The 21591-nt window shown below is 46.3% G+C and carries 14 protein-coding genes and 1 pseudogene; 12 read left to right on the top strand and 3 right to left on the bottom strand.

What is annotated here, in order from left to right; all coding sequences use genetic code 11:
- Positions 1-31 precede the first annotated feature (31 nt).
- Positions 32-1222 carry an alkane 1-monooxygenase gene (locus FM038_RS20445; protein ID WP_142871436.1) on the top strand — a complete coding sequence of 397 codons (1191 nt, stop codon included), beginning with the start codon at positions 32-34 and terminating at the stop codon, positions 1220-1222.
- Positions 1223-1617: 395 nt separating this feature from the next.
- On the opposite strand, the pseudogene FM038_RS25440 reads toward FM038_RS20445, so the two are convergent.
- The 3 genes and pseudogenes from FM038_RS25440 to metH form a co-directional block, all read right to left on the bottom strand.
- Positions 1618-1796, bottom strand: a pseudogene (locus tag FM038_RS25440) (vitamin B12 dependent-methionine synthase activation domain-containing protein); the annotation flags it as partial.
- A gap of 10 nt (positions 1797-1806) precedes the next feature.
- Positions 1807-2412 carry a Fic/DOC family protein gene (locus FM038_RS20435; protein WP_142871438.1) on the bottom strand — a complete coding sequence of 202 codons (606 nt, stop codon included), beginning with the start codon at positions 2410-2412 and terminating at the stop codon, positions 1807-1809.
- A 1019-nt stretch (positions 2413-3431) separates the two neighbouring features.
- On the bottom strand, positions 3432-7187 hold the full coding sequence (metH, locus tag FM038_RS20430; RefSeq protein WP_142871439.1) for a methionine synthase: 3756 nt from the start codon (positions 7185-7187) through the stop codon (positions 3432-3434).
- 692 nt (positions 7188-7879) lie between these two features.
- Between metH and FM038_RS20425 the strand changes: the two genes are divergently transcribed.
- The 11 genes from FM038_RS20425 (at position 7880) to FM038_RS20375 (ending at position 21194) form a co-directional block, all read left to right on the top strand.
- Complete coding sequence (locus FM038_RS20425; RefSeq protein ID WP_142871440.1) at positions 7880-10771, top strand: sensor histidine kinase; 2892 nt, start codon at positions 7880-7882, stop codon at positions 10769-10771.
- 120 nt (positions 10772-10891) lie between these two features.
- Complete coding sequence (locus FM038_RS20420; protein ID WP_142871441.1) at positions 10892-11533, top strand: histidine phosphatase family protein; 642 nt, start codon at positions 10892-10894, stop codon at positions 11531-11533.
- A gap of 626 nt (positions 11534-12159) precedes the next feature.
- Positions 12160-13089 carry an ABC transporter ATP-binding protein gene (locus FM038_RS20415; protein ID WP_142871442.1) on the top strand — a complete coding sequence of 310 codons (930 nt, stop codon included), beginning with the start codon at positions 12160-12162 and terminating at the stop codon, positions 13087-13089.
- Positions 13082-14194, top strand: a complete 1113-nt coding sequence (locus FM038_RS20410; RefSeq protein ID WP_223292926.1) for a FecCD family ABC transporter permease — start codon at positions 13082-13084, stop codon at positions 14192-14194. Before FM038_RS20415 ends, FM038_RS20410 begins: the two co-directional genes overlap by 8 nt.
- A gap of 219 nt (positions 14195-14413) precedes the next feature.
- The gene (gene cobT, locus FM038_RS20405; protein WP_142871443.1) at positions 14414-15442 is read left to right on the top strand and encodes a nicotinate-nucleotide--dimethylbenzimidazole phosphoribosyltransferase; all 1029 of its coding nucleotides are present in this window, start codon (positions 14414-14416) and stop codon (positions 15440-15442) included.
- Between the two features lie 57 nt (positions 15443-15499).
- Positions 15500-16288: an adenosylcobinamide-GDP ribazoletransferase gene (locus tag FM038_RS20400; protein WP_142871444.1), complete on the top strand. Its 789-nt coding sequence runs from the start codon at positions 15500-15502 to the stop codon at positions 16286-16288.
- A 116-nt stretch (positions 16289-16404) separates the two neighbouring features.
- Positions 16405-16959: a bifunctional adenosylcobinamide kinase/adenosylcobinamide-phosphate guanylyltransferase gene (cobU, locus tag FM038_RS20395; protein WP_142871445.1), complete on the top strand. Its 555-nt coding sequence runs from the start codon at positions 16405-16407 to the stop codon at positions 16957-16959.
- A gap of 138 nt (positions 16960-17097) precedes the next feature.
- Positions 17098-18687, top strand: coding sequence for a cobyric acid synthase (locus tag FM038_RS20390; RefSeq protein WP_223292925.1), 1590 nt, complete (start codon positions 17098-17100; stop codon positions 18685-18687).
- 84 nt (positions 18688-18771) lie between these two features.
- Positions 18772-19377 (top strand): cob(I)yrinic acid a,c-diamide adenosyltransferase, encoded by a 606-nt coding sequence (gene cobO / locus FM038_RS20385; RefSeq protein ID WP_223293106.1) that lies wholly within the window; start codon positions 18772-18774, stop codon positions 19375-19377.
- A 494-nt stretch (positions 19378-19871) separates the two neighbouring features.
- Entirely contained in the window at positions 19872-20723 is an 852-nt protein-coding gene (locus tag FM038_RS20380; RefSeq protein WP_142871447.1) for a cobalamin-binding protein, read from the top strand.
- An 87-nt stretch (positions 20724-20810) separates the two neighbouring features.
- Entirely contained in the window at positions 20811-21194 is a 384-nt protein-coding gene (locus FM038_RS20375) for an MAPEG family protein (protein ID WP_142871448.1), read from the top strand.
- Positions 21195-21591 lie beyond the last annotated feature (397 nt).

The raw sequence follows: 21591 nt of genomic DNA, 5'->3' as shown, positions 1-21591 counted from the left end.
CATAAAATTAATCAACGCCGTGGAGACCATAATGAACAGAGCAGGCACTTTTACTGCCAGTGATGGCACTATTTATGTGGATAAGAAGCGTTACTTTTGGTGGTTTTCGCTGATATTGCCCAGTGCGGCAGTTGCAGGACCTATGTTATATCAATTGTTTAACCATGAAATTTTGCTCTGGTTGTTTTTTATTTTGGTCTACAGCATATTCCCTATTATTGATTATCTGATGGGAGAAGATAGCAGTAACCCACCTGAATCAGTCATAGGCTTGCTTGAAGCAGACCCCTTTTACTCAAAGATCATCCGGCTAAACGTGCCTGTCGTTATTGCCACGTTTCTATTTTGCGCCTGGTTTGTCGCCAGTCATCAACTCAGTGTTTCTGGCTATATAGCTGTAGCCCTATTGGCTGGCAGTATAGGCGGACATGGTTTGAATATTGGACATGAACTAGGGCATAAGAGAAACAAACTGGATATCTGGTTGGCAAAAATTGTGCTTGCACCGGCGGCATACGGTCACTTTTTTATTGAGCACAACCGCGGCCACCATAAACATGTGGCCACCCCAGAAGATCCGGCCTCGGCTAAAATGGGCGAAAGCATCTATCGTTTTGCCATAAGAGAGTTACCAGGAGCCATATTACGCGCATACGAGATAGAGATTCTGCGCATGAAAAAATCGGGAAGATCACCCTGGTCGATCAAGAACGAATTCCTACAAGCCATGTTGATGACTATTGGACTTTTCGTTAGCCTAGTATTGTGGTTAGGCTCAGCTGTTATCCCTTATCTATTAATCTGTGCCTTCTGGTCTATGTGGCAGCTCACATCAGCCAACTATATCGAGCATTACGGGCTTTTGCGCCAGAAACTGCCGAGCGGACGTTACGAACGCCCACAACCCCATCATAGCTGGAACAGTAATCATATTTTTTCTAATTGGGCTTTGTTCCACTTGCAGCGCCACTCAGATCATCATGCCAATGCGACTCGCAGCTATCAGTCTCTTCGCCACTTTAGCCGTTTGCCTACTCTTCCAAGTGGCTATTTTGGTATGTATGTCATCGCCTACATTCCCTACTTATGGTTTAAAGTCATGGATAAACGTCTACTTCAAGTGACTGGTGGTGATCTCACTAAAATAAATATGCTGACGCAAAAACGTGAGACGTTAATAAAAAAATATCACTCTTATTTTCAAGCTGGGACGGCCAAGTAAAACTAACCTAATGCATATGTGGGGCTAGTTTTCGGGGGGCTTGGACGCCCCATCGGAAACGTTAGCTATTTTCAAGTGAGCATGAGGCCCGTACTCAACAGCATGTAACTTTGCCGGGCGTCATAGGTACTTTGGTTTACGAAGAATCAAGGGCGAAGGTTGCGACAGTAACCTCTCTGAGCGAGAGGTATGGATACCTAACTGGCTGGTAAACATGGATGTTATTGATAGGACGAGCAGTCCTCCTTGCCCTACTTTTCAATGCGAGAAGGGTGGAACCTTGCGATCTACATCAAAACGAAGTTTGGAAAGCTAGATCCCGGCCTAAAAGTATCGCCGGGATGACAGGGGATAGCTGATGATTCAGGAATCCCCACTAATAAGAGTAAACATGATTACTCTGGATCATCATCCAACACTGGTGCTAACCACCTATCAGTCTCAGCCAAACTCATCCCCTTACGCTCAGCTGATCTCTACCTATATTAGTCACGCCAAAGTAGCGTTACTTATGGTGGGTATGGGTGGGCAAAGTACCAACCTGATACCTCGCTGTTGGGAGCATGGTGTAGCTTTATATCGCACTATATTTCGTGATTCTCTGCATTAAAAGCAATCGTAAAAATCTCAATTAGCAGCTGTAAATCTCCGTTATAGCCTGCAATGTTTGCCTGTACCCATTGCTCTTTATCGATATTTGGCCATACTAATTCCTGTCCTAATACAAATGCTAACTCTTCAAAAAATAAACGCAGGGTTCTGCCGTTACCTTCCCTAAAAGGGTGAATAATATTAAGTTCACAATAAATGTCGGCAAAAGCAGCAATCAATATTGTTAAGTCTGATATCTCACTAAGTTGTGGGATTAAGGAAAACTCCTTTGAGGATTGCTGGACTATGCGGCTAGCAGCGCAAAATCGAGTTCTGCCTTTCGATACATCAATGCTTCTTATTTCACCAGCCCAATTGTACACATCTTGAAAAAGGTGGTGGTGAATCGTTTGCAAATGATTAAGAGTAAAGTGAGATAGGGATGGGTCAGTTGCTTGATAGGCGAGCAGTCGTTGGGCGTAGAAGTCGGTTTCTGCTTCACTTAGAGTATTGGGATCGTGTATATCGAAAAGGTTGATTAGAGTATCGCTGTCTGGGTAACAATATGGATCTGACTCTGTACCGTACTTATCGCGCATATTGTGCTTTCAATTGGGAGATAGTTTTACTTGTACTGTTTGCTTTAACGCTAAGCCCTTCATAACTTAAACTCGTTTTCATATTTTGTAGGCTTGGTTTAAATGTACGTTCAGCATTGGATGTAACATTGCTTTTTTTCATCATCATTCTCTAATCAATTTAACCAGCAAATTAAGTTTACACTATTTTAGTTACTTTGAAATACAAGAATGAATAGGGTATATATGGCTGGTTTTGAATATCAGGGGGGTAATCAGGGTCAGAGTAAGAATTCACAGTGCTATAGCAAATGAAGGTTAAAGCTACAACTATTCCCCGTTGGAAGTTGCCGAAGGGCGTCGTAGAAAATTGCGTAAGCCCCACACGGATGTGGGACTAGTTTTCGGGGGGCTTGGACGCGCCATCGGAAACGTTAGCTATTTTCAAGTGAGCATGAGGCCCATACTCAACTGCATGTAACTTCGCCGGGCGTCATGGTGGATGCAAGGAGGATAGGACGAGCAGTCCTTCTTGCCCAGTGCAGGGTGGAACCCTGCGATCTACATCCAAACGAAGTTTGGAAAGCGAAAGCTAGATTCCGGTCCACAAGCATAGCCGGAATGACGGGCTCTTTACTTTAGGCCGTTGGCCACCGAGCAAAGGGTTTGCGGGGTCAGAGTAAGCTTTCACTACTTAACCCAAGCGCCGCCTAAAGTTACAACCTGTCCCCGTTGGAAGTTGCCGAAGGGCGTTGGAATAAATGATGTGAGTCAGACACGGATGTCTGACTAGCTTTCGGACTTCTTCTACTAGAGTGGATGTACCATCGGAAGCGGTAGTCATTTATCCATAAGAACAGAGGAAGACAACTTCGCCGGGGCGCTGGGGGATTTCCAAAAGGGGAGCAAGCGCTTTTCCCCTTTTGGCCTGGTGTGGAATGGCATTCCACGATTTTATTTCAAACGAAGTTTGGAAAGGTAAAAGCTGGGCCCCGGCTCAGAAGCGTTACCGGGGTGACAACTTTAAAGAGTAAACATGATCACTCAGGATCATAATCCAACACTGGTGCTAACCATCGCTCAGTCTCAGCCATACTCATCCCTTTACGTGCCGCATAGTCCTCGACTTGATCTCGGCCTATATTAGTCACGCCAAAATAGCGCGATTTAGGATGGGCAAAGTACCAGCCAGACACTGCTGCAGTAGGATACATGGCGTAGCTTTCGGTGATGTTCAGACCGATAGTCTCATCAGGTTTGAGCAAGTCCCAAAGCAGGCCTTTCTCTGTGTGATCGGGGCAAGCAGGATAACCTGGCGCTGGACGTATGCCTTTGTACTTTTCACGAATAAGCGATTCGTTATCTAACACTTCGTCACTGGCATAACCCCAAAACTCTTTACGTACACGTTCGTGCATACGCTCGGCGAAGGCTTCGGCTAGACGATCGGCTAAACATTTGAGCATGATGGCGCTGTAGTCATCGTGGTCGGCTTCGAAACGCGCAATATGCTCGTCAATGCCATGGCCCGCAGTGACTGCGAAGCCGCCCATGTAATCGGCAACACCTGAGTCTTTTGGTGCGACAAAGTCCGCCAGACAGAAGTTGTCGTTGCCGACACGCTCTATCTGCATCCGCAGGTGATGGGTGGTCATCTCAAGCTCTGTACGTGATTCATCGGTGTACAGTTCTATATCATCATGGTTAACGGTATTGGCTGGAAATAAACCGATAACCGCTTTGGCGGTGAGCCACTTCTCATCGATGATCTTCTTCAGCATGGCCTTGCCATCGGCGAACAATTTAGTCGCCTCTTCGCCGACGACTTTGTCGGTTAAGATTTTAGGGAAATGTCCATGTAACTCCCAGCTGCGGAAAAACGGTGTCCAGTCGATACGCTCGACCAGATCTTCCAATGGGTAGTCATCGAATACCTGACGGCCAAGCTGGTTAGGGATAAATGGGGTGTAATTTTCCCAATCATGTTGGCAACGGTTTTCACGGGCAGCTGTGATAGTGGTGATAATCTTACGTTTGGCCTGTGACAGACGCTTTTCGCGCATCACATCGTATTCTTGATAGGCGGCGTCTATGGTGGCTTGGCGAGTCTCGTTATTGATCAGCTTCGACACCATAGGTACGGCGCGGGATGCGTCGGCGATATATATGGCGCCAGTTGGCGAGTGCGGCGCAATTTTCACTGCGGTGTGAATTTTAGAGCAGGTCGCGCCGCCGATAATCGATGGAATGGTTAAGCCTGCCTTATGGAAGCTCTTAACGTTATGCACCATCTCATCGAGACTAGGGGTGATAAGCCCTGACATGCCGATGATGTCGACGTTCTCGGCGATGGCGACTTCGATGATCTTTTCTACGGGCACCATAACGCCAAGGTCGATAACATCATAGCCGTTACAGGCCAGTACCACGCCGACGATATTCTTACCGATATCGTGCACGTCGCCCTTAACTGTGACCATTAAGATCTTGCCGTTTGACTGACCAGGGGTCTTTTCTAGTTCGATGTAAGGGTTTAGGTAAGCCACGGCTTTTTTCATCACTCGGGCAGATTTTACGACTTGTGGCAGGAACATCTTACCCGAGCCGAATAGGTCACCGACCACATTCATGCCGTCCATCAAAGCGCCTTCGATCACATCCAGCGGACGGCTAGAGGCTGCTCGCGCCTCTTCCGTGTCTTGGTCGATATAATCTGTGATGCCTTTCACTAGGGCGTGAGCCAGGCGTTTATTGACCTCCCAGCTGCGCCATTCGAGATCTTCTTTCTTGACGTTTTGGCTGCCGTCGCCGCGGAATTTCTCCGCCACTTCTAATAACAGTTCGGTGTTATTGGTGGCATCGCCATTCTTATCGACGGCGGTGCAAGGAAAATTGCCGACTATGGCCTCGACCTTTTTCTTGAGCTCAGGGTCGATATCGTCATAAATCGCCAGCTGTCCGGCGTTAACGATACCCATATCCATGCCAGCTTGAATGGCGTGATAGAGGAACACGGCGTGGATGGCTTCGCGTACTGGGTTATTACCGCGGAACGAGAAGGAGACATTCGATACACCGCCGGAGATCATTGCGTGGGGCAAGGTGCGTTTTATCTCGGCCGTGGCCTCGATAAAGTCGACGGCGTAGTTGTCGTGCTCTTCGATACCTGTTGCAATGGCGAAGATGTTGGGGTCAAAAATAATATCTTCTGGCGGGAAGCCCACCTTATCTACCAATACCCGATAGGCACGGGTACATATCTCTATCTTACGCGCCTTAGTATCGGCCTGGCCCTTTTCATCGAACGCCATGATAATGGCTGCGGCGCCGTAGCGTTTCACGAGCTTGGCCTGCTGGATAAACTTCTCTTCGCCCTCTTTGAGCGAAATAGAGTTAACGATGCCTTTACCCTGAATACATTTAAGTCCGGCCTCGATCACTTCCCATTTAGAGGAGTCAATCATGATCGGCACCCGGGAGATATCAGGCTCAGAGGCGATTAAATTAAGGAATTTATGCATGATCTCGACGCCATCGAGCATGCCCTCATCCATATTGATATCGATGATCTGCGCGCCGTTTTCGACCTGATCGCGGGCAACCGATAGCGCCTCTTCGAACTCGCCTGTTTTAATCAGGCGCAGGAATTTTGCCGAGCCAGTGACGTTAGTTCGCTCACCGACGTTGAGAAATAGCGAATTCTCATCGATGGTGAGCGGCTCAAGACCCGATAGTCGACAAGCCACCGGAATATCCGGTAGCGGGCGGGCAGGGTGCTGGATAACGGCTTCGCGAATAACTCGGATATGATCCGGTGTGGTACCACAACAGCCACCGATAATGTTGAGAAAGCCCTCTTGAGCCCACTCCTCGATAATCTCAGCCATCTGCTCTGGGCTCTCATCATAGCCGCCAAACTCGTTGGGCAGGCCTGCATTTGGGTGGGCAGAGACAAAACACTCAGAAATTTTGGATAGCTCTTCGACATAGGGGCGCAGCTCTTTTGGCCCAAGGGCACAGTTAAGGCCGATAGACAGTGGCTTAACGTGGCGCAGTGAGTTGTAGAAGGCTTCGGTAGTTTGTCCGGTGAGCGTTCGACCCGAGGCATCGGTAATGGTACCTGAGATCATGATAGGTAAGCGGAAGTCTTGTTCATCAAATACCGTTTCGATAGCAAACAGTGCGGCTTTGGCGTTGAGAGTATCGAAGATGGTTTCCACCATGATGATATCGGCGCCACCAGAAACTAAGGCGTTAATGGATTCGACATATGCCTCGACCAGCTCATCGAAGCTGACGTTACGATAGCCTGGGTCATTCACATCCGGGCTAATAGAGCAGGTTCTGTTAGTTGGGCCTAAGACCCCGGCAACATAACAATGGCGACCCGTTTCAGCCTCGACTTCATCGGCAGCTGAGCGCGCTAAGCGTGCACCTTCAAGATTGATAGAGGCCGAGAACTCCTGCATGTCGTAATCGGCCATGGCGATACGGGTCGCATTGAAGGTATTGGTCTCGATAATATCGGCGCCGGCAAGCAGGTAATCTTTATGGATCTGTTTGATAGCATCGCTTTGGGTGAGCACCAACATGTCGTTGTTACCCTTTACATCGCAATGCCATTCTTTGAACTGCTCGCCGCGAAAATCTTCCTCGCTAAATCTACGGTCCTGGATCATGGTGCCCATGGCGCCATCTAGGATCAGTATTCCCTCGATGAGCTGCTTAGTGATCTGTAGTTCGAGTTGTTGACCTTTTTGTTTTATTTGTGTGGTGCTTAGGGTGCCAGTGGTCATAAAATCTACCTGCCTTAACTACAAAACTGCTTAATTTGAAGCGCTAAACTAACAATGTATCACTAATAATTGTGCGCTTATTGGACAATTTATTACTTGTGAGTTTTGGATGTTTATACGTATAGACGTCTATACTAAACCAGACTCGGCTATGTGTCGAGCCGACTTGTTAGTATAAATATTAAGCTGCAACGTATCCCTTTTGTGAATGATTCTGCCACTCTTTTCGGGTGCTGAACTATGCTTTAAGCAGGCTCTTTGCTGGAGAACAACTTGTGTGGAGTAAAAATAATAATCAGGTAGCCTTTAGGTTGCTGATCCTAGTGAGTTGGCTACTTATTGTCTCTTGGCCTGTGGCCAATAACCTTGTTTCTAGTTTGTCAGCAATATTAATAAGCATCAGCCTGATTTGGTTCTCTTTAATCCTATTTTTATATGCCTTGTCTAAATAAGTTTATCGATGACGTTAAGACATGAAATTCGGTTTCATCATATCCTCAGCTTAAATGTGCCAGCTAGCAGTGGAACGGCATCAGTGGCCTTTGCTGTATTCAGCCTCCCTGTGGAGGTAAAAGTATGATGAGTCCGACGGGTTTGCTACTTCACATAACAGTAGGTTATGTAGGTATTCGATATGACCTAGTTCACTTCAATCTCTTCAACTTATTCAGCCTCCCTGTGGAGGTAAAGGTATGATGAGTCCTACGGGTTTACTACTGGTCATATTAGGCTATGTGGGAATACTTTATGTGATTGCGACTTGGGCTGAGTCAGGCAGTGAAAGAGCAAAGAAGCTGACCACGAGCGCCATCGTTTATACCCTCTCTTTAGCTATCTATTGTACCAGTTGGACCTTCTTCGGCAGTGTGGGGATTGCCACACGTTCCAGTATCTTGATGCTATCTATCTACTTAGGGCCAACGCTACTCATGCTGGTGATCTGGCCTTTGATGCAGCGGGTTTTATTGATTAAACAGATCTATCGAGTCACCAGTATCGCCGATTTTCTTTCTGCCAGATACAATCGCAGCGTGTTTCTCGCCGGACTCGCGGCGTTAGTCGCCATGATAGGGATCGTGCCATATTTGGCGCTGCAGCTTAAAGCTATTAATACTTCTATTGACCTTGTGCTCGGTGCGGAGACTGAAGGTGCAGGCATGACAGCCTGGTTGGTCTGGTTAGGCGTTGCGCTTTTTACCATTGTTTTTGGTATCCGTCATTTAGACCCCACAGAGCGACATCCTGGCATGATGCTGGCGCTAGCCGTTGAAGGCATAGTAAAGCTGCTAGCCATGTTATCGGTCGGCGTGTTTATCTGCTTTTTTATGTTCGATTCCCCGCTGGAAATCTTCCGTCTGCTAGAGACCGAGATGCCTGATGCCGCGCAGCAGATGGTGTCGAAACCTGAGTTTATGACCTGGTTTAGTTATCTTATCTTGGCAGGTTCAGCCTTTATGCTGTTGCCTCGTCAGTTTCATGTCATGGTGGTTGAAAATCCTGAACCCAATCATGTTAAAAAGATCCAGTGGTGGCTACCCATCTATCTGATGTTAATGACCCTATTTGTTACGCCAATCGCCGCTGCCGGCATGTTGTTATTAGGGCCTGAAACTGCAGACAGCTATATGTTGGCCATCCCTATGTTGGCCGAGCAGAAGGCGTTGACTGTGTTTGTCTTTATCGGTGGTTTCTCTGCGTCTATGGCCATGTTGATGGTGTCAGGTATGACATTATCAACCATGTTCAGCAATCACTTGGTGCTGCCCATTTTACAATGGTTCAGGCCTGATAGTCGATTGAAGAAGTACTTGCTGCAGTCTCGTTGGCTGGCGGTGTTTATTGTCCTCGGTGCTGGGCAGGTGTTCTATCTCTATTTAGGCGAGTCATACATGTTGGTGAACATGGGGATGCTCTCATTCGCGGCTGTATTGCAGTTTCTTCCTTTAGTTATTGCGGGTCTTTATTGGCCACAGGTGACAGCAAAAGGTGCCTTTGCTGGCTTGTGTGCCGGCTTTGGGATCTGGGCGTATTGTTTGTTACTACCCGCAATCATGAAGAGTGGCTGGCTTAATGCCGATATTTTAATTTCGGGGCCCTTCGATATCGCTTGGCTGCATCCTGAGCATTTGTTAGGTACAGACATGCACAAGATTAGCCACGGTGCATTTTGGTCGATGGTAGCCAATATTTCGGCGCTGGTACTTGGCAGCTTGTATTCCAAAGTGTCTGGCGAGGAGAAGCGTTACAATGCCGAGTTTATGGATGTGATGGCTGAACGGGTCGCCGAAGATGAAGCCATCATGGATGCCTTACCTAGAAATATCGATCTAGCGCCTAAGCTTGGACTATTAAAAGGCATTTTTAGCCAGTATCTCACCCCAGAATTCGCAGATATTAAATTAGCGGCCTGCCTCGCAGAGGCAGAGCTGAGTGAGGCTGAACTGATTAATGTTCAGGAGTTGGCCAATTTAGAACGTACCACTGAGCGTGTGTTAAGCGGTATAACCGGAGCCGCTGTGGCACATATGGTGGTGTTGCAATCTAATATCTATTCTGAACAAGAGAGTAAAACCTTAGAGCGTTATTATGGCCAGTTACTCGCTCAGCTTAAGATCAGTCCAGCGCAGCTCAGGCAGCAGTTGAATTACTCAAAAGAGAAGGAGCTGCTGGCTCAGCGTTACTCTGAGCAGATGGAGGGGATCGTTACCGAACGAACTCAAGAGCTGCAAACCACCTTAGAGCAATTACAAAAAGCGCAGTCTCAACTGGTTGAAACTGAAAAACAGGCGTCATTGGGTAAGATGGTGGCGGGTATTGCTCATGAGATTAATACACCTATTGGAGTGTGCGTCACCGCAGCATCACACCTACATGATGAAGTGGTAGGGCTGAAGAAAATGTTTGCTGCAGGTGAACTTAGTGAAGAGGAGTTTGAAGGCTTTATGCAAACCTGTACCGAGGCGATGGATATTATTTTGAAGAATAATGCCCGAGCCTCTAAGCTTATCCAAAGCTTTAAACGGGTGGCAGTAGACCAATCCAGTGAGGCGATCCGTGAATTTAAAATTGAAGAATATTTAGATGAAATATTGATGTCATTACGTCCAGAATTGAAGAAAACAATACATCAGATTCAAATAAAGAGCTCGAAAGTCATCACCTGTAATACCTATCCTGGCGTGTTATCTCAAATCATGACCAACTTGATTATGAATAGTATTCTACATGCCTTTAGACCCGAACAGGCGGGTAATATTATTATCGAGTTATCGGCTGAAAACGGTTGGGTGGTCATGGATTTTAGCGATGACGGCATAGGTTTAGATGAGAAAGGGATCAAAAATCTTTTCGATCCCTTCTATACCACCAAGCGCAATGAAGGTGGCAGCGGATTGGGGGCGCACTTAGTGTATAACTTGGTGACGCAGAAACTTAAAGGAAAGGTTGAAATTGAAACATCGATAGGTAATGGGCTTTGTTACCATATTCGATTCCCACAGAATTTTGATAATAAAAATGCGGTCAATGTTTTAGAGGCCACTGAGGGGGACGTAGAGGATAGAAGAAAAGTCGACCGAGACTAGACTCCCCATAGATTTTTTAGCCAATTAAATTTATCCTAATCATGCTTATACACTTGATATGAGCGTTCTCTATCTCAATCCCTATTATTGTCGATATCTTTTTAATGGAATTGGTGTTTTATGTCTATCGAACAATCTAAAGGTGAAAATACCACGGTATTTTATCTGCTGCGACATGGTGAATGTGAAGGTGGCAAAATACTTCGAGGGCATACCGATGTAGCGATTAGCCCAACGGGCCTTTTTCAGATGAAGACTGCGTTCGAGCAGTTAACTGAAAATCATAACGTTGAGTTTAATCATATTTTTTCCTCTCCTCTGCGTCGTTGTAGTGAGTTTGGCTTGAGCCTTTATTTGAAGAGTGGCGTACCGCTGAAATTAGATAGTGCGTTAAAGGAGATTAATTTCGGTGAGTGGGACGGAGAAACGTTAGAGAGCCTGTATCAGACTAACGCACAAATGATAGAGATGTACTGGAAAAACCCTTGGGCAATGACGCCACCAGATGGTGAGTCTATGCTGGATTTTGAGTCAAGAATTGACACATTATGGCAGTCAGTATTGACGGATTATGCCGGACAAACCTTACTGTTTATTACTCATGCAGGAGTGATTCGTCACTTAATGTCCAGAGCGCTGGGTGTCAGTGGTGCGGCAGGTTTCTATACTCAACTGTCTCTCGCCTACGCCTCGGTAGTGAAGATTTCTGTTTTTAGCTCAGCTCAAGGACAATTTACTAAATTACATTGGGGCCATGATTAGCCCTATCAATTAAATCCTTTATCTAAACCATAGCCTAAATCAATAGTCACATTACAGGTACAATTTGCTAAGGCCGGTAAAATCGGCATAATAGCGACCATTAGAGCTTGTTACGCATTCCTTTTTTACAAAAGGCTGTTTAAAGCTCACAAAATGAGGTGTTGAGAGCAGAACGAGCCATTTGTTTTTCTGATGGTTAGCTTGCTAACTCAAACTTAAAAGGGAATTGGGAAGATAGTCCTAGTGTCTAGCTTATTAGCCTATCTGAAGCCCAAGCTGTGCCCGCAACTGTAAGTGTTTTTAAAGAAGTATTAGAGCTAAGATGGCGCTACGCTGGTTGAGCTGAGATGACGCTGCGCTGGTTGAGCCGAGATGACGCTGCGCTGTAGGACCGGCTTTAGCCGGGAGAGAATGGACTCATGCTCATCGGGGCTAAAGTCCCCTCCTACAGAAAAGGTGACGCTTACCTATCAGGGCAAAGCCCGTCGAATAGGCGAAGCTGTCCGCGAAGCGATAGACCTGGGGTCGTCATCTTAGCTGTTAGTTACTTCTTTAAAACATAAGTCAGGATACCTGCCACATTTTGTCGCGTTAATACTCGAGCGGGTAACTCGGGGGAGCCATAGATGTCATTAGTTTCAGGCTTAACTTCAAATAGCACATCTGAGCTAGCATTAGACGTATCCGATCTAAGCTGGCAGGTCGATGGACGCTCGATCCTTTCTCATATCAATTTTTCGGTATCAGCTGGTGAAATGCTGGGTATCATCGGCCCCAATGGTGCCGGGAAGTCCACCTTGCTTCGTTGTTTGTATCGATATATTCAGCCAGATTGCGGCAAGATCCAGTTATTTGAACGAGATATTGCAGACTTTACGTCTAAGGCTTTTGCCAGAGAAGTGGCGGTAGTATTACAAGATACGCCGCAACATTTTGAACTCACCACTGCACAGCTGGTGGCAATCGGCTTGACGCCCCATAAAGGTCCTTTTGGCTTCACTAATGCTGCCGACCGCGTGTTAATTGCCGATGCATTGGAAAAGGTCGGTTTAACTGATAAAGCCAGTCAATGTTATGAACATTTGTCAGGCGGTGAAAAGCAAAGAGCCTTAATAGCACGAGCGATAGTGCAGCAACCAAAATTACTTATCTTAGATGAACCGACTAATCATTTGGATATTCGTTATCAAATTCAAATTATGGAGTTATTACATTCCATAGGTATCACTGTGATCACCTCCATTCATGACCTAAATCTTGCTAGTGCTATGTGTGACAGCTTACTGTTACTCGAAGCAGGTAAGGGCATAGCTTACGGAACCCCTCAGCAAGTATTGACAGAGGAGACGATTGGTCAGGTTTTTGGAGTCTGCGCCCAGATTAGTCAACATCCGCAGCATGGTAACCCACAGATCTGTTACTACTATGGTTACGAGAATGGCTACGAGAATGGCTACGAGAAAGGTCATATGAAAGGTCATAAGAATGGTTTTCTGAAGGGCGACGATAACAGTGATAACAAGCATCACGGTCATCTTGGAGAGAATCATGACTAAATCTCCAGCGACGATGGCTGTTCCCAATAAACATTTAATCAATAACACTAAGCCGATAAGTATTGCCAACAATGAGCTCACAGCTCATCCCTGGTTGTTACTTGGGCTGAGTGTCATTGTGGTCTGTAGCTTAATGTTCGCAGCGAGTTTTGGCGCGGCTAATATCTCCGCACTGGACACATTCAATGTACTGATGAAGCAGACTTTTGGGATTGGTGAAGTTTCAACGATTACCCAACGTATAGTGATGGAACTCAGGCTACCTAGGGTATTGCTTGCGTTCATTGCCGGTGCGGGTTTGTCTATTGCGGGGAGTGTGTTGCAGACCGTGACGCGAAATCCTCTTGCCGATCCTTATCTGTTCGGTATCTCTTCCGGTGCATCATTTGGTGCGGTTGTTGTGCTGACACTTTTCAGCGGCTCCGGGCTGTTCTCAAGCTCAGGGCTCTTTGAGCAGTTTAGCTGGATGACCTTGCCTCTTGGTGCTTTTATGGGGGCTGGTTTATCTGTGGCCATGGTGCTTGGCTTATGTGGTCGACACATGAGTAGCCAGATTGAGCGAATGTTGCTTTCGGGCGTCGCTATCTCATTTATGTTTGGCGCACTGACGAGTCTATTACTCTATTTCTCAAGCCCGCAAGCCGCAGCCTCTGTGCTGTTCTGGAGTCTTGGCAGTTTTTCTAAGGCTAGCTGGGCGGGGTTACTCTCGCCTTTTGTCGTTGTAACCCTATGTACAGGTGTCATTTTATTGTTTAAGCGACAAATAATGGCTATGCGCGCGGGTGATGAAACAGCACATACCTTAGGGATTAATGTCAGTCGTTTACGGATACAGATGCTACTGCTTTGTTCTGCGATAACAGCCATTCTCGTCGCCAACTGTGGTGGCATTGGCTTTATCGGTTTGATGGTTCCTCATACAGTGCGCATGTTGCTTCCAGGCCAGTTTCCTCTGGTGACGACGGCATTGGTGGGTGGATTATTTATGGTATGGATTGATGTCTTAGCACGGACCTTATTGAGTCATCAGGAGTTACCAGTAGGCATTATTACCGCCGTGATCGGTAGTGTTTTCTTCTTAGGGATCCTTAGCCGTAGAAGGTAAGCCTTCCCAAGTAGGAGTGGCTTTAGCCACGAAGATTTTAGAGCTAGCTATAAGCCATAAGCTATAAGCTATAAGCTATAAGTTGTGAGTTTTAAGCTACGAGCTTTAACTCGAGATTTTCTTAGCTCTGTCTTGGGACTTACAGCTTTCTTAGTTCTGTCTTGAGCTCGCAGCTTTCTTAGCTTTATATAAAAAAATAATTAATCAGGGTGTAGATGTATGTTTGATATTAGTCCACTGAATTGTGAGTTTGATGATGAGATCCAGCACAAGATAGATGATAAAACTAAGCCTGTAGGTGCCTTAGGAGAACTAGAGCACTTAGCGAAGCAGCTTGCTCAAGTGTTGGGTAAAGATAAGCCTCAAATCATTAAGCCCAAGCTGTTAGTTTTTGCCGCCGACCACGGTATTGCTGCATCTGGTGTCTCTATCGCCCCCAGCGAAGTGACGACTCAAATGGTGATGAATTTCATCAATGGTGGCGCCGCGATCAATGTGTTCTGCCGCCAGGTAGGCTTCGAACTAGAAGTGATTGATTGTGGCATTTTACAGCCATTAGAGGGAGTCGAAGGGATCATAGATCAACGACTCGGTGCTGGTACCGCTCCTATTCATTTGCAAGCGGCCATGACACTCGGTGCGGTAAAGCAAGGTTTCGAAATGGCGCGTAAACGAGTCGAATATCATCATCAGCAAGGGACGAACCTGTTAGCGCTTGGTGAAATGGGGATCGGCAATACTTCATCTGCTGCAGCAATTATGGCTAGCATCATGAAAATAAAAGGTGCCGATTGTGTGGGTCGTGGAACAGGCATAGATGCGGCAACGCTAAAGCGTAAGCAGTTGCTTGTTGAGAAGGCTTTGCTCATTCATGAAGCTGAGCTCACCGATCCGCTAAACATCCTAGCCTGCCTTGGTGGCTTTGAAATTGTACAGATGACGGGTGCCATGCTGGCTGCAGCAGAAAGAAAAATGTTGATTGTCGTCGATGGCTTTATTGCGACGGCTGCGGCTATGGTTGCAGTGCAGATAAATAAGCATGTGCGTGATTATATGATCTTTGGCCATCAGTCAGATGAACGCGGTCATTGCTTGATGATGTCTCACCTTCAGGCCAGGCCCTTACTTAGATTGGGCATGAGGTTGGGGGAGGGAACCGGAGCTGCGCTGGCATTGCCAATAATCCAAGCCGCAGCAGGGTTCTACAATGAGATGGCTAGTTTCAGCGATGCAGGGATTGAGATTTAAAAAGAAGGTTTCAGTGCCTAGGTTCTAGGGCCTAGGAACTTCTTTAAAGGAATATTTATGGACGTGTTACGCAAAGAACTGACGCTATTTTTTATTGCCATGGGCTTTTTCACTCGTATTCCTATGCCAACTTGGGTCAAAGTTGATGGTGATAGCCTGAATAAAGCCAATCGGTATTTTGGTTTGGTCGGTGTGCTGGTGGGAGCGCTTTCGGCCTTGATATATGCATTAAGTATTCAGGTATTGCCAGTCTCTGTCAGCATCTTACTGGCAATGATGATTAGCGTTGCGCTTACCGGTGCTTTTCATGAAGATGGTTTGGCTGACACGGCCGATGGATTCGGTGGTGGCTGGAAGATTGCCGATAAGCTGAAGATCATGAAGGATTCTCGCATAGGGACTTATGGCGCAGTGACCTTGTTATTGGCCTTATTCTTAAAGTTTCAGCTATTGATGGAGCTAGCCCTTTATGATCCTGAGATGCTAGTGCCTGCACTGATCATAGGTCACTGTTTAAGCCGAGTATTGGCGGCAAGCATTATTTTTACCGACACTTACGTGAGTGATGCTTATGTCAGTGAAGAGAAGGGCAGTAAGAGCAAGCCATTAGCGCAAAACCAAACCATCAATGAGTTGCTGATCCTACTGGTTACTGGGGGGTTAGCATTGTGGCTGAGTGGACTCACTTCAACCATACTTATAGCGGCGAGTCTTTTCTTGCTTCGCTGGTTATTAGTATCACTTTTTCGAAGACAAATCGGTGGTTACACTGGTGATACCTTAGGGGCTGCACAGCAAGTCTCTGAGCTGGTTTGCTACCTGGTTTTATTAGCCGCAATAGCGTAAAAACCTGATCTTTGGTGCTCAGGATAGGGCTAGAGTTAATGTCGAACAGTTCTGTTATTTGAGCCGTTATTCGTGCTGTGATGAAAGCAGTCTATAAACATATTTGGAGTATTAGCATGATACATCTGGTATTAGGTGGAGCTCGTAGCGGTAAAACTCGCTTTGGAATGCAAGCGGCTAAAATGTGCAGTGATAAAGGCTTTCAGTGTGTGTATATCGCTACCGCGCAGGCTCTCGATGATGAAATGAGTGACAGAATAAAGCGTCACCAGCAAGAGAGAGACGCTGATAACGTGAATTGGCTGACTACAGAAACGCCGTTGGAGCTAGTTACTGCGCTGAGAGAATTTGCCAGAGAAGATAGGGTTATTATGGTCGATTGCCTGACTCTTTGGTTAACCAATCATCTATTGCTAGATGATTCGACAACGGTATTTGCCGATCCCGAACATCGATGGAGTAAAGAGAAGCAGCAATTACTCGATATTTTACCTCAGTTACCCGGTGAGATTTATTTGGTCAGCAATGAAGTCGGCTGCGGTATTGTGCCATTGGGTGAGATAAGTCGCCGCTTTGTTGATGAAGCGGGTTGGCTGCATCAAGATATTGCGACAATCGCGGATACTGTGACTCTGGTGACTGCTGGAATACCCATGAGATTGAAGGGATAACAGCTTTTTCTTTGTAGGGGCTAGTTCCTAGGAGCTAGGGTCTAGGAGCTAGGAGTTAGGTACTCGTTTCTATCAATTCAATGCTGTCTAATTAAAACTAGCGCTAAATCTAAAACTAAAACTAGAATTAAAACCAAAATGAACTCAGATAATAGAGACGCCCCGAAAATGGGCACAGCCAAAACACTTATGGTACAAGGTACAACCTCGGATGCTGGCAAGAGCACGCTAGTCGCGGGATTGTGCCGGCTATTTGCTAGACAAGGAGTCAAAGTTGCCCCCTTTAAACCACAAAATATGGCACTTAACAGTGCAGTTACTGCCGATGGTGGTGAAATCGGCCGAGCACAAGCGCTGCAAGCGATCGCTTGTGGCCTACCTCTAGACACAGATTTTAACCCTATCTTGCTTAAACCTAGCTCAGATACTGGAGCGCAAGTGATCGTGCAAGGTAAAGCGCTGGATCAGATGGAGGCGAAAGATTTTTTTGGGCCTCGAGGTAAAAATGGAGAGCGAGTTAATGCTATGGCAGCTGTGTTGGATTCGTTCTCACGCCTGACCCATGCCTATGATGTCGTGCTCATTGAAGGAGCGGGTAGCCCAGCTGAGATTAACTTGCGCGAAGGTGATATTGCCAATATGGGCTTTGCCGAAGCGGTGGATTGCCCAGTGATCATCATAGCCGATATTGATAAAGGCGGAGTGTTTGCCCATCTGGTAGGGACCTTAGCACTGCTTTCTGAGTCTGAGCAGGCAAGGGTAAAAGGTTTTGTGATTAACCGTTTTCGCGGTGATATTAACTTGCTTCAATCAGGGCTAGACTGGCTTGAAGCCTATACTCAGAAGCCCGTTTTAGGTGTGTTACCTTATCTTCATGACCTGCACTTAGATGCAGAAGATGCACTGCTTGCATCGCCACTAAAAACGGCTAAGAGCAAGTTAAGTGTATTGGTTTTAGTGACGCCTAGGATCAGTAATCATACGGACTTTGATCCCCTGCGCCTAAATCCTCAAATTGAATTTAACTATGTCTCTATGCAAACTCAGGCGCAGAGTCAGTCACAAGGCCAATCAAAAAGTGGTGTGTTACCACCAGCCGATCTCATTATTATTCCTGGTAGTAAAAATGTCAGAGATGACTTGGCTTTTATCAAGGCGCAAGGCTGGGATATTGCGATCGAGAAGCATCTTAGGTATGGCGGGAAAGTCTTGGGGATCTGCGGGGGCTATCAGATGTTAGGTGTGGCTATTGATGATCCTAATGGGGTCGAAGGCACCGCTGGTGAAAGTGACGGTTTAGGCTTATTGCCTCTGGTTACTGAGCTAAAACCCAACAAAGTCTTACGTCAGGTGACTGGCGAGATCTCGTTACTCGGTGAACAAGCCGAGGTTAAAGGTTATGAGATCCATTGCGGCCAATCTCTACTACTCAAGACACTTAGTGAGGGGCAAGTTCAGCCCTTGAGCATATCAGCAATGGACTCAAGAGAGAGCCCATTCAGTGACGGTATGCTATCAGAAGACGGCCAAGTGTTAGGCACTTATCTGCATGGCCTGTTCGACTCACCGGATGCTTGTGCCCTGCTACTTAAATGGGCCCGTATGTCGGATGCAGAACCCATCGATATAGATGCTATTCGTGAGCAGCAGTTGAATCGATTTGCCGAACAGCTGAAACAAGATTTAGATATGGAAAATATAGAGCAGATCCTAGGAACTAGAACTTAGGTTCTAGGAGCACCTACATAAAAATATGGAAACAGAATGACTAATAACAATGAGAGTTCGAACTCTATAGAAGATGAGAAGAAGATGAGCCCAGAAGAGAGAAAAGCTGAGCGTCATAAGGCCAGGCAGCAGAGAGTAAAAGAGACCGTCGATGCCAAAATCGCGGCAGCTCAAGAGGAAAAAGGCATTTTATTAGTGCTAACAGGCAACGGCAAGGGCAAGTCGACGTCTGGATTCGGCACGATTGCACGTTCAGTCGGTCATGGTAAAAAAGCCGCGGTGGTGCAGTTTATTAAAGGTAATTGGGAATGCGGTGAACGTACTCTGCTTGAGGGGGCTGGCGTCGATTTCCATGTGATGGGTACCGGATTTACTTGGGAGACTCAAGACAGGGAAAAAGACACTCAAGCCGCAGAAAGTGCCTGGGAAGCCGCCGAAGTCTTATTGAAAGATGAGAGCATTGATTGTCTTATGCTAGATGAGCTGACTTACATGGTGAGCTACCACTACTTAGATGTTGAGCGAGTCATTACAGCGCTGAAGAACAGACCTAAGATGCAGCACGTGATAGTAACGGGTAGAGCGTGTCACAGAGCGATTATCGAGCTGGCAGATACAGTGAGTGAGGTGCAATCGCTCAAGCATGCGTTTGATAACGGAATCAAAGCCCAGCCCGGCTTCGACTACTAAAAATGGCTATTGCAGAAGTGAATTGCTGCGTTACGTCCTCGCTCACAACTTGCCTACCTAAAGGTATGTCTTCGTTGTTCGCTGTGGGGCCCTTGCACTTCGCTTCTTCATCACGCCATTTACTTCCTGTTAGCTTTTGTGGCGTTATTGTCAGCGCTTTCTCACCCAATCATATAGAGTCTTCAGCGAATTTTTGGTAAAGAGCGCATATGCTCAGGGGCTGGACTCTTTCTTGAGGGTTGGGGTTTGACGGCTTTGACACAACTTCGAGCGCTGTGAAATATCAATTTAATTGATGATTAACGGTATTGTCTGCAGAACCTAGAACCTAGAACCTAGAACCTAGAACCTAGAACCTAGAACCTAGAACCTAGAACCTAGAACCTAGAACCTAGAACCTAGAACCTAGAACCTAGAACCTAGAACCTAGAACCTAGAACCTAGAACCTAGAACCTAGAACCTAGAACCTAGAACCTGTATTTATAGGATTTAAATGAAATTTTTATCAACAATATGTGTGTTGCTACTGGCTGTTGGCGTGTTGCCTTCGGCAGCTTCGGATGGAGTAGCTGCTGAAGTCAAAGTGCCAGCTAAGCGTGTGATTGCGCTTTCACCCCATTCGGTTGAAATGCTGTATGCCATTGGGGCGGGTGAGTCTATTCTGGCGACCACAGAACATGCTGATTTTCCTGCTTCAGCGCTGGATATTCCACGCATTGGTGGTTATCACGGCATTCAGATTGAGCGGGTGATTGAGATTGATCCTGATTTGGTGGTGGTATGGGGCAGTGGCAATAAAGCTGAAGACGTGGAGCGATTAAAAGAGTTAGGTTTTAATGTCTACAATAGCGACCCTAAGACGCTAGAAGCCGTGGCGAGTGAGCTAAAAGAGCTCGGTGAGCTAACAGGCCATCAGGATGCAGCTAATCAGGTCGCCGATGACTACTTGGCTAAGCTTGCTCAGCTGCGTAAAAGCAATTGGGCTAAACCAGAAGTGAAGGTGTTCTATCAGCTTTGGTCTACTCCCTTGATGACTGTGGCTAAGAACAGCTGGATCCAGCAGATCATTAGTGTCTGTCACGGTGACAATGTCTATTTTGATGCGGCGAGTGATTACCCTCAAGTGAGTTTAGAAAGTGTATTATTGAAAATGCCTGAGGTGATATTGCAAAGTCAGGATAAAGGCAATATTTTAGGCGTCGATTGGAGTCAATGGCAAGAGATCCCAGCAGTTAAAAATGAGCATATTTATCAGCTTCATGCCGATCTATTGCACCGTGCTGCACCGCGTGCAATATTAGGTATCGAGATGCTTTGTGAAGCATTAGATAAAGCTAGAAAATAAGGGGCTAGTTCCCAGATGTTAGATCCTAGGAACTGATACCTAGGATCTTTCTTTGACGTTAAACTTCTTAAAAGGACTTTGTCTTCAATGACCATTTTACTCATCTGTTTGTTTATCGCCATGTTACTGCCTTACCTGACCAAAGGCCCAGTGGCTGTGGCGATGGCAAAAGCGGGGGGCTATGACAATGCGCACCCTAGAGCGCAACAGGCCAAGCTAGCAGGGTTTGGTGCCCGCGCTGTAGCGGGGCATCAAAATGCTTTTGAGTCCCTGCTTATCTTTGGCTTGGCTGTATTGACTGTGATTGCTACCGATAGTGTCAATGATACAGCGGTAATGTTAGCCGTTATTCATGTAGTAGCACGTATCGCATATCAAGTGCTCTATCTTATCGATAAAGGAACGCTGCGCTCCCTGTCTTGGTTTGTGGCCGTGATCTGCTCCTTCGCTATCTTCTGCCAGGCATTTTAAAAAGCGACCAAAGGAAGGGACTTGTCGGATCACAAGTTACTTAAATATCCATTGAATTAGTTTCATTAGGCTTACTTTGTACTTGGTTAATTTCAGGTAAACACAACTTCATTGTTATCTATTGCTTGCAGCAGGTGCTGTAAATGGACTTACGAATGTAACGTTCACAAGGATGTGAAGGAGTGACCTCATATGTAGTTACTTCTGTGGAACACTGGCTTTTGATTTCATAAGAAGTGTCCCTATACGCTCTGCGGTTTCACTGACCTATATGGATATAGGAAATGCCGAAAAATGTCAGGAACATTTTCGGCCTTGAAACCGAAGCCCACAGCCGCATCTACATCAGGTTATTCATCTCTTCGATTGGGGTTCATGATTCGTAACTAACTTCTGG

Origin of the sequence: Shewanella eurypsychrophilus (assembly GCF_007004545.3) — a bacterium.
GTDB lineage: Bacteria > Pseudomonadota > Gammaproteobacteria > Enterobacterales > Shewanellaceae > Shewanella > Shewanella eurypsychrophilus.
Note: the sequence above shows the minus strand (reverse complement) of the source record. Positions and strands in the feature narration are given on the sequence as shown.

Bases quoted from the DNA above. Each gene is read 5' to 3' on its own strand.
- FM038_RS20390 (WP_223292925.1), top strand. From the start codon at position 17,098: ATGAACTCAGATAATAGAGACGCCCCGAAAATGGGCACAGCCAAAACA.
- FM038_RS20400 (WP_142871444.1), top strand. From the start codon at position 15,500: ATGGACGTGTTACGCAAAGAACTGACGCTATTTTTTATTGCCATGGGC.
- FM038_RS20375 (WP_142871448.1), top strand. From the start codon at position 20,811: ATGACCATTTTACTCATCTGTTTGTTTATCGCCATGTTACTGCCTTAC.
- FM038_RS20445 (WP_142871436.1), top strand. From the start codon at position 32: ATGAACAGAGCAGGCACTTTTACTGCCAGTGATGGCACTATTTATGTG.
- FM038_RS20410 (WP_223292926.1), top strand. From the start codon at position 13,082: ATGACTAAATCTCCAGCGACGATGGCTGTTCCCAATAAACATTTAATC.
- metH (WP_142871439.1), bottom strand. From the start codon at position 7,187: ATGACCACTGGCACCCTAAGCACCACACAAATAAAACAAAAAGGTCAA.
- FM038_RS20380 (WP_142871447.1), top strand. From the start codon at position 19,872: ATGAAATTTTTATCAACAATATGTGTGTTGCTACTGGCTGTTGGCGTG.
- FM038_RS20425 (WP_142871440.1), top strand. From the start codon at position 7,880: ATGATGAGTCCTACGGGTTTACTACTGGTCATATTAGGCTATGTGGGA.
- cobO (WP_223293106.1), top strand. From the start codon at position 18,772: ATGAGCCCAGAAGAGAGAAAAGCTGAGCGTCATAAGGCCAGGCAGCAG.
- cobT (WP_142871443.1), top strand. From the start codon at position 14,414: ATGTTTGATATTAGTCCACTGAATTGTGAGTTTGATGATGAGATCCAG.
- FM038_RS20435 (WP_142871438.1), bottom strand. From the start codon at position 2,412: ATGCGCGATAAGTACGGTACAGAGTCAGATCCATATTGTTACCCAGAC.
- FM038_RS20415 (WP_142871442.1), top strand. From the start codon at position 12,160: ATGTCATTAGTTTCAGGCTTAACTTCAAATAGCACATCTGAGCTAGCA.
- cobU (WP_142871445.1), top strand. From the start codon at position 16,405: ATGATACATCTGGTATTAGGTGGAGCTCGTAGCGGTAAAACTCGCTTT.
- FM038_RS20420 (WP_142871441.1), top strand. From the start codon at position 10,892: ATGTCTATCGAACAATCTAAAGGTGAAAATACCACGGTATTTTATCTG.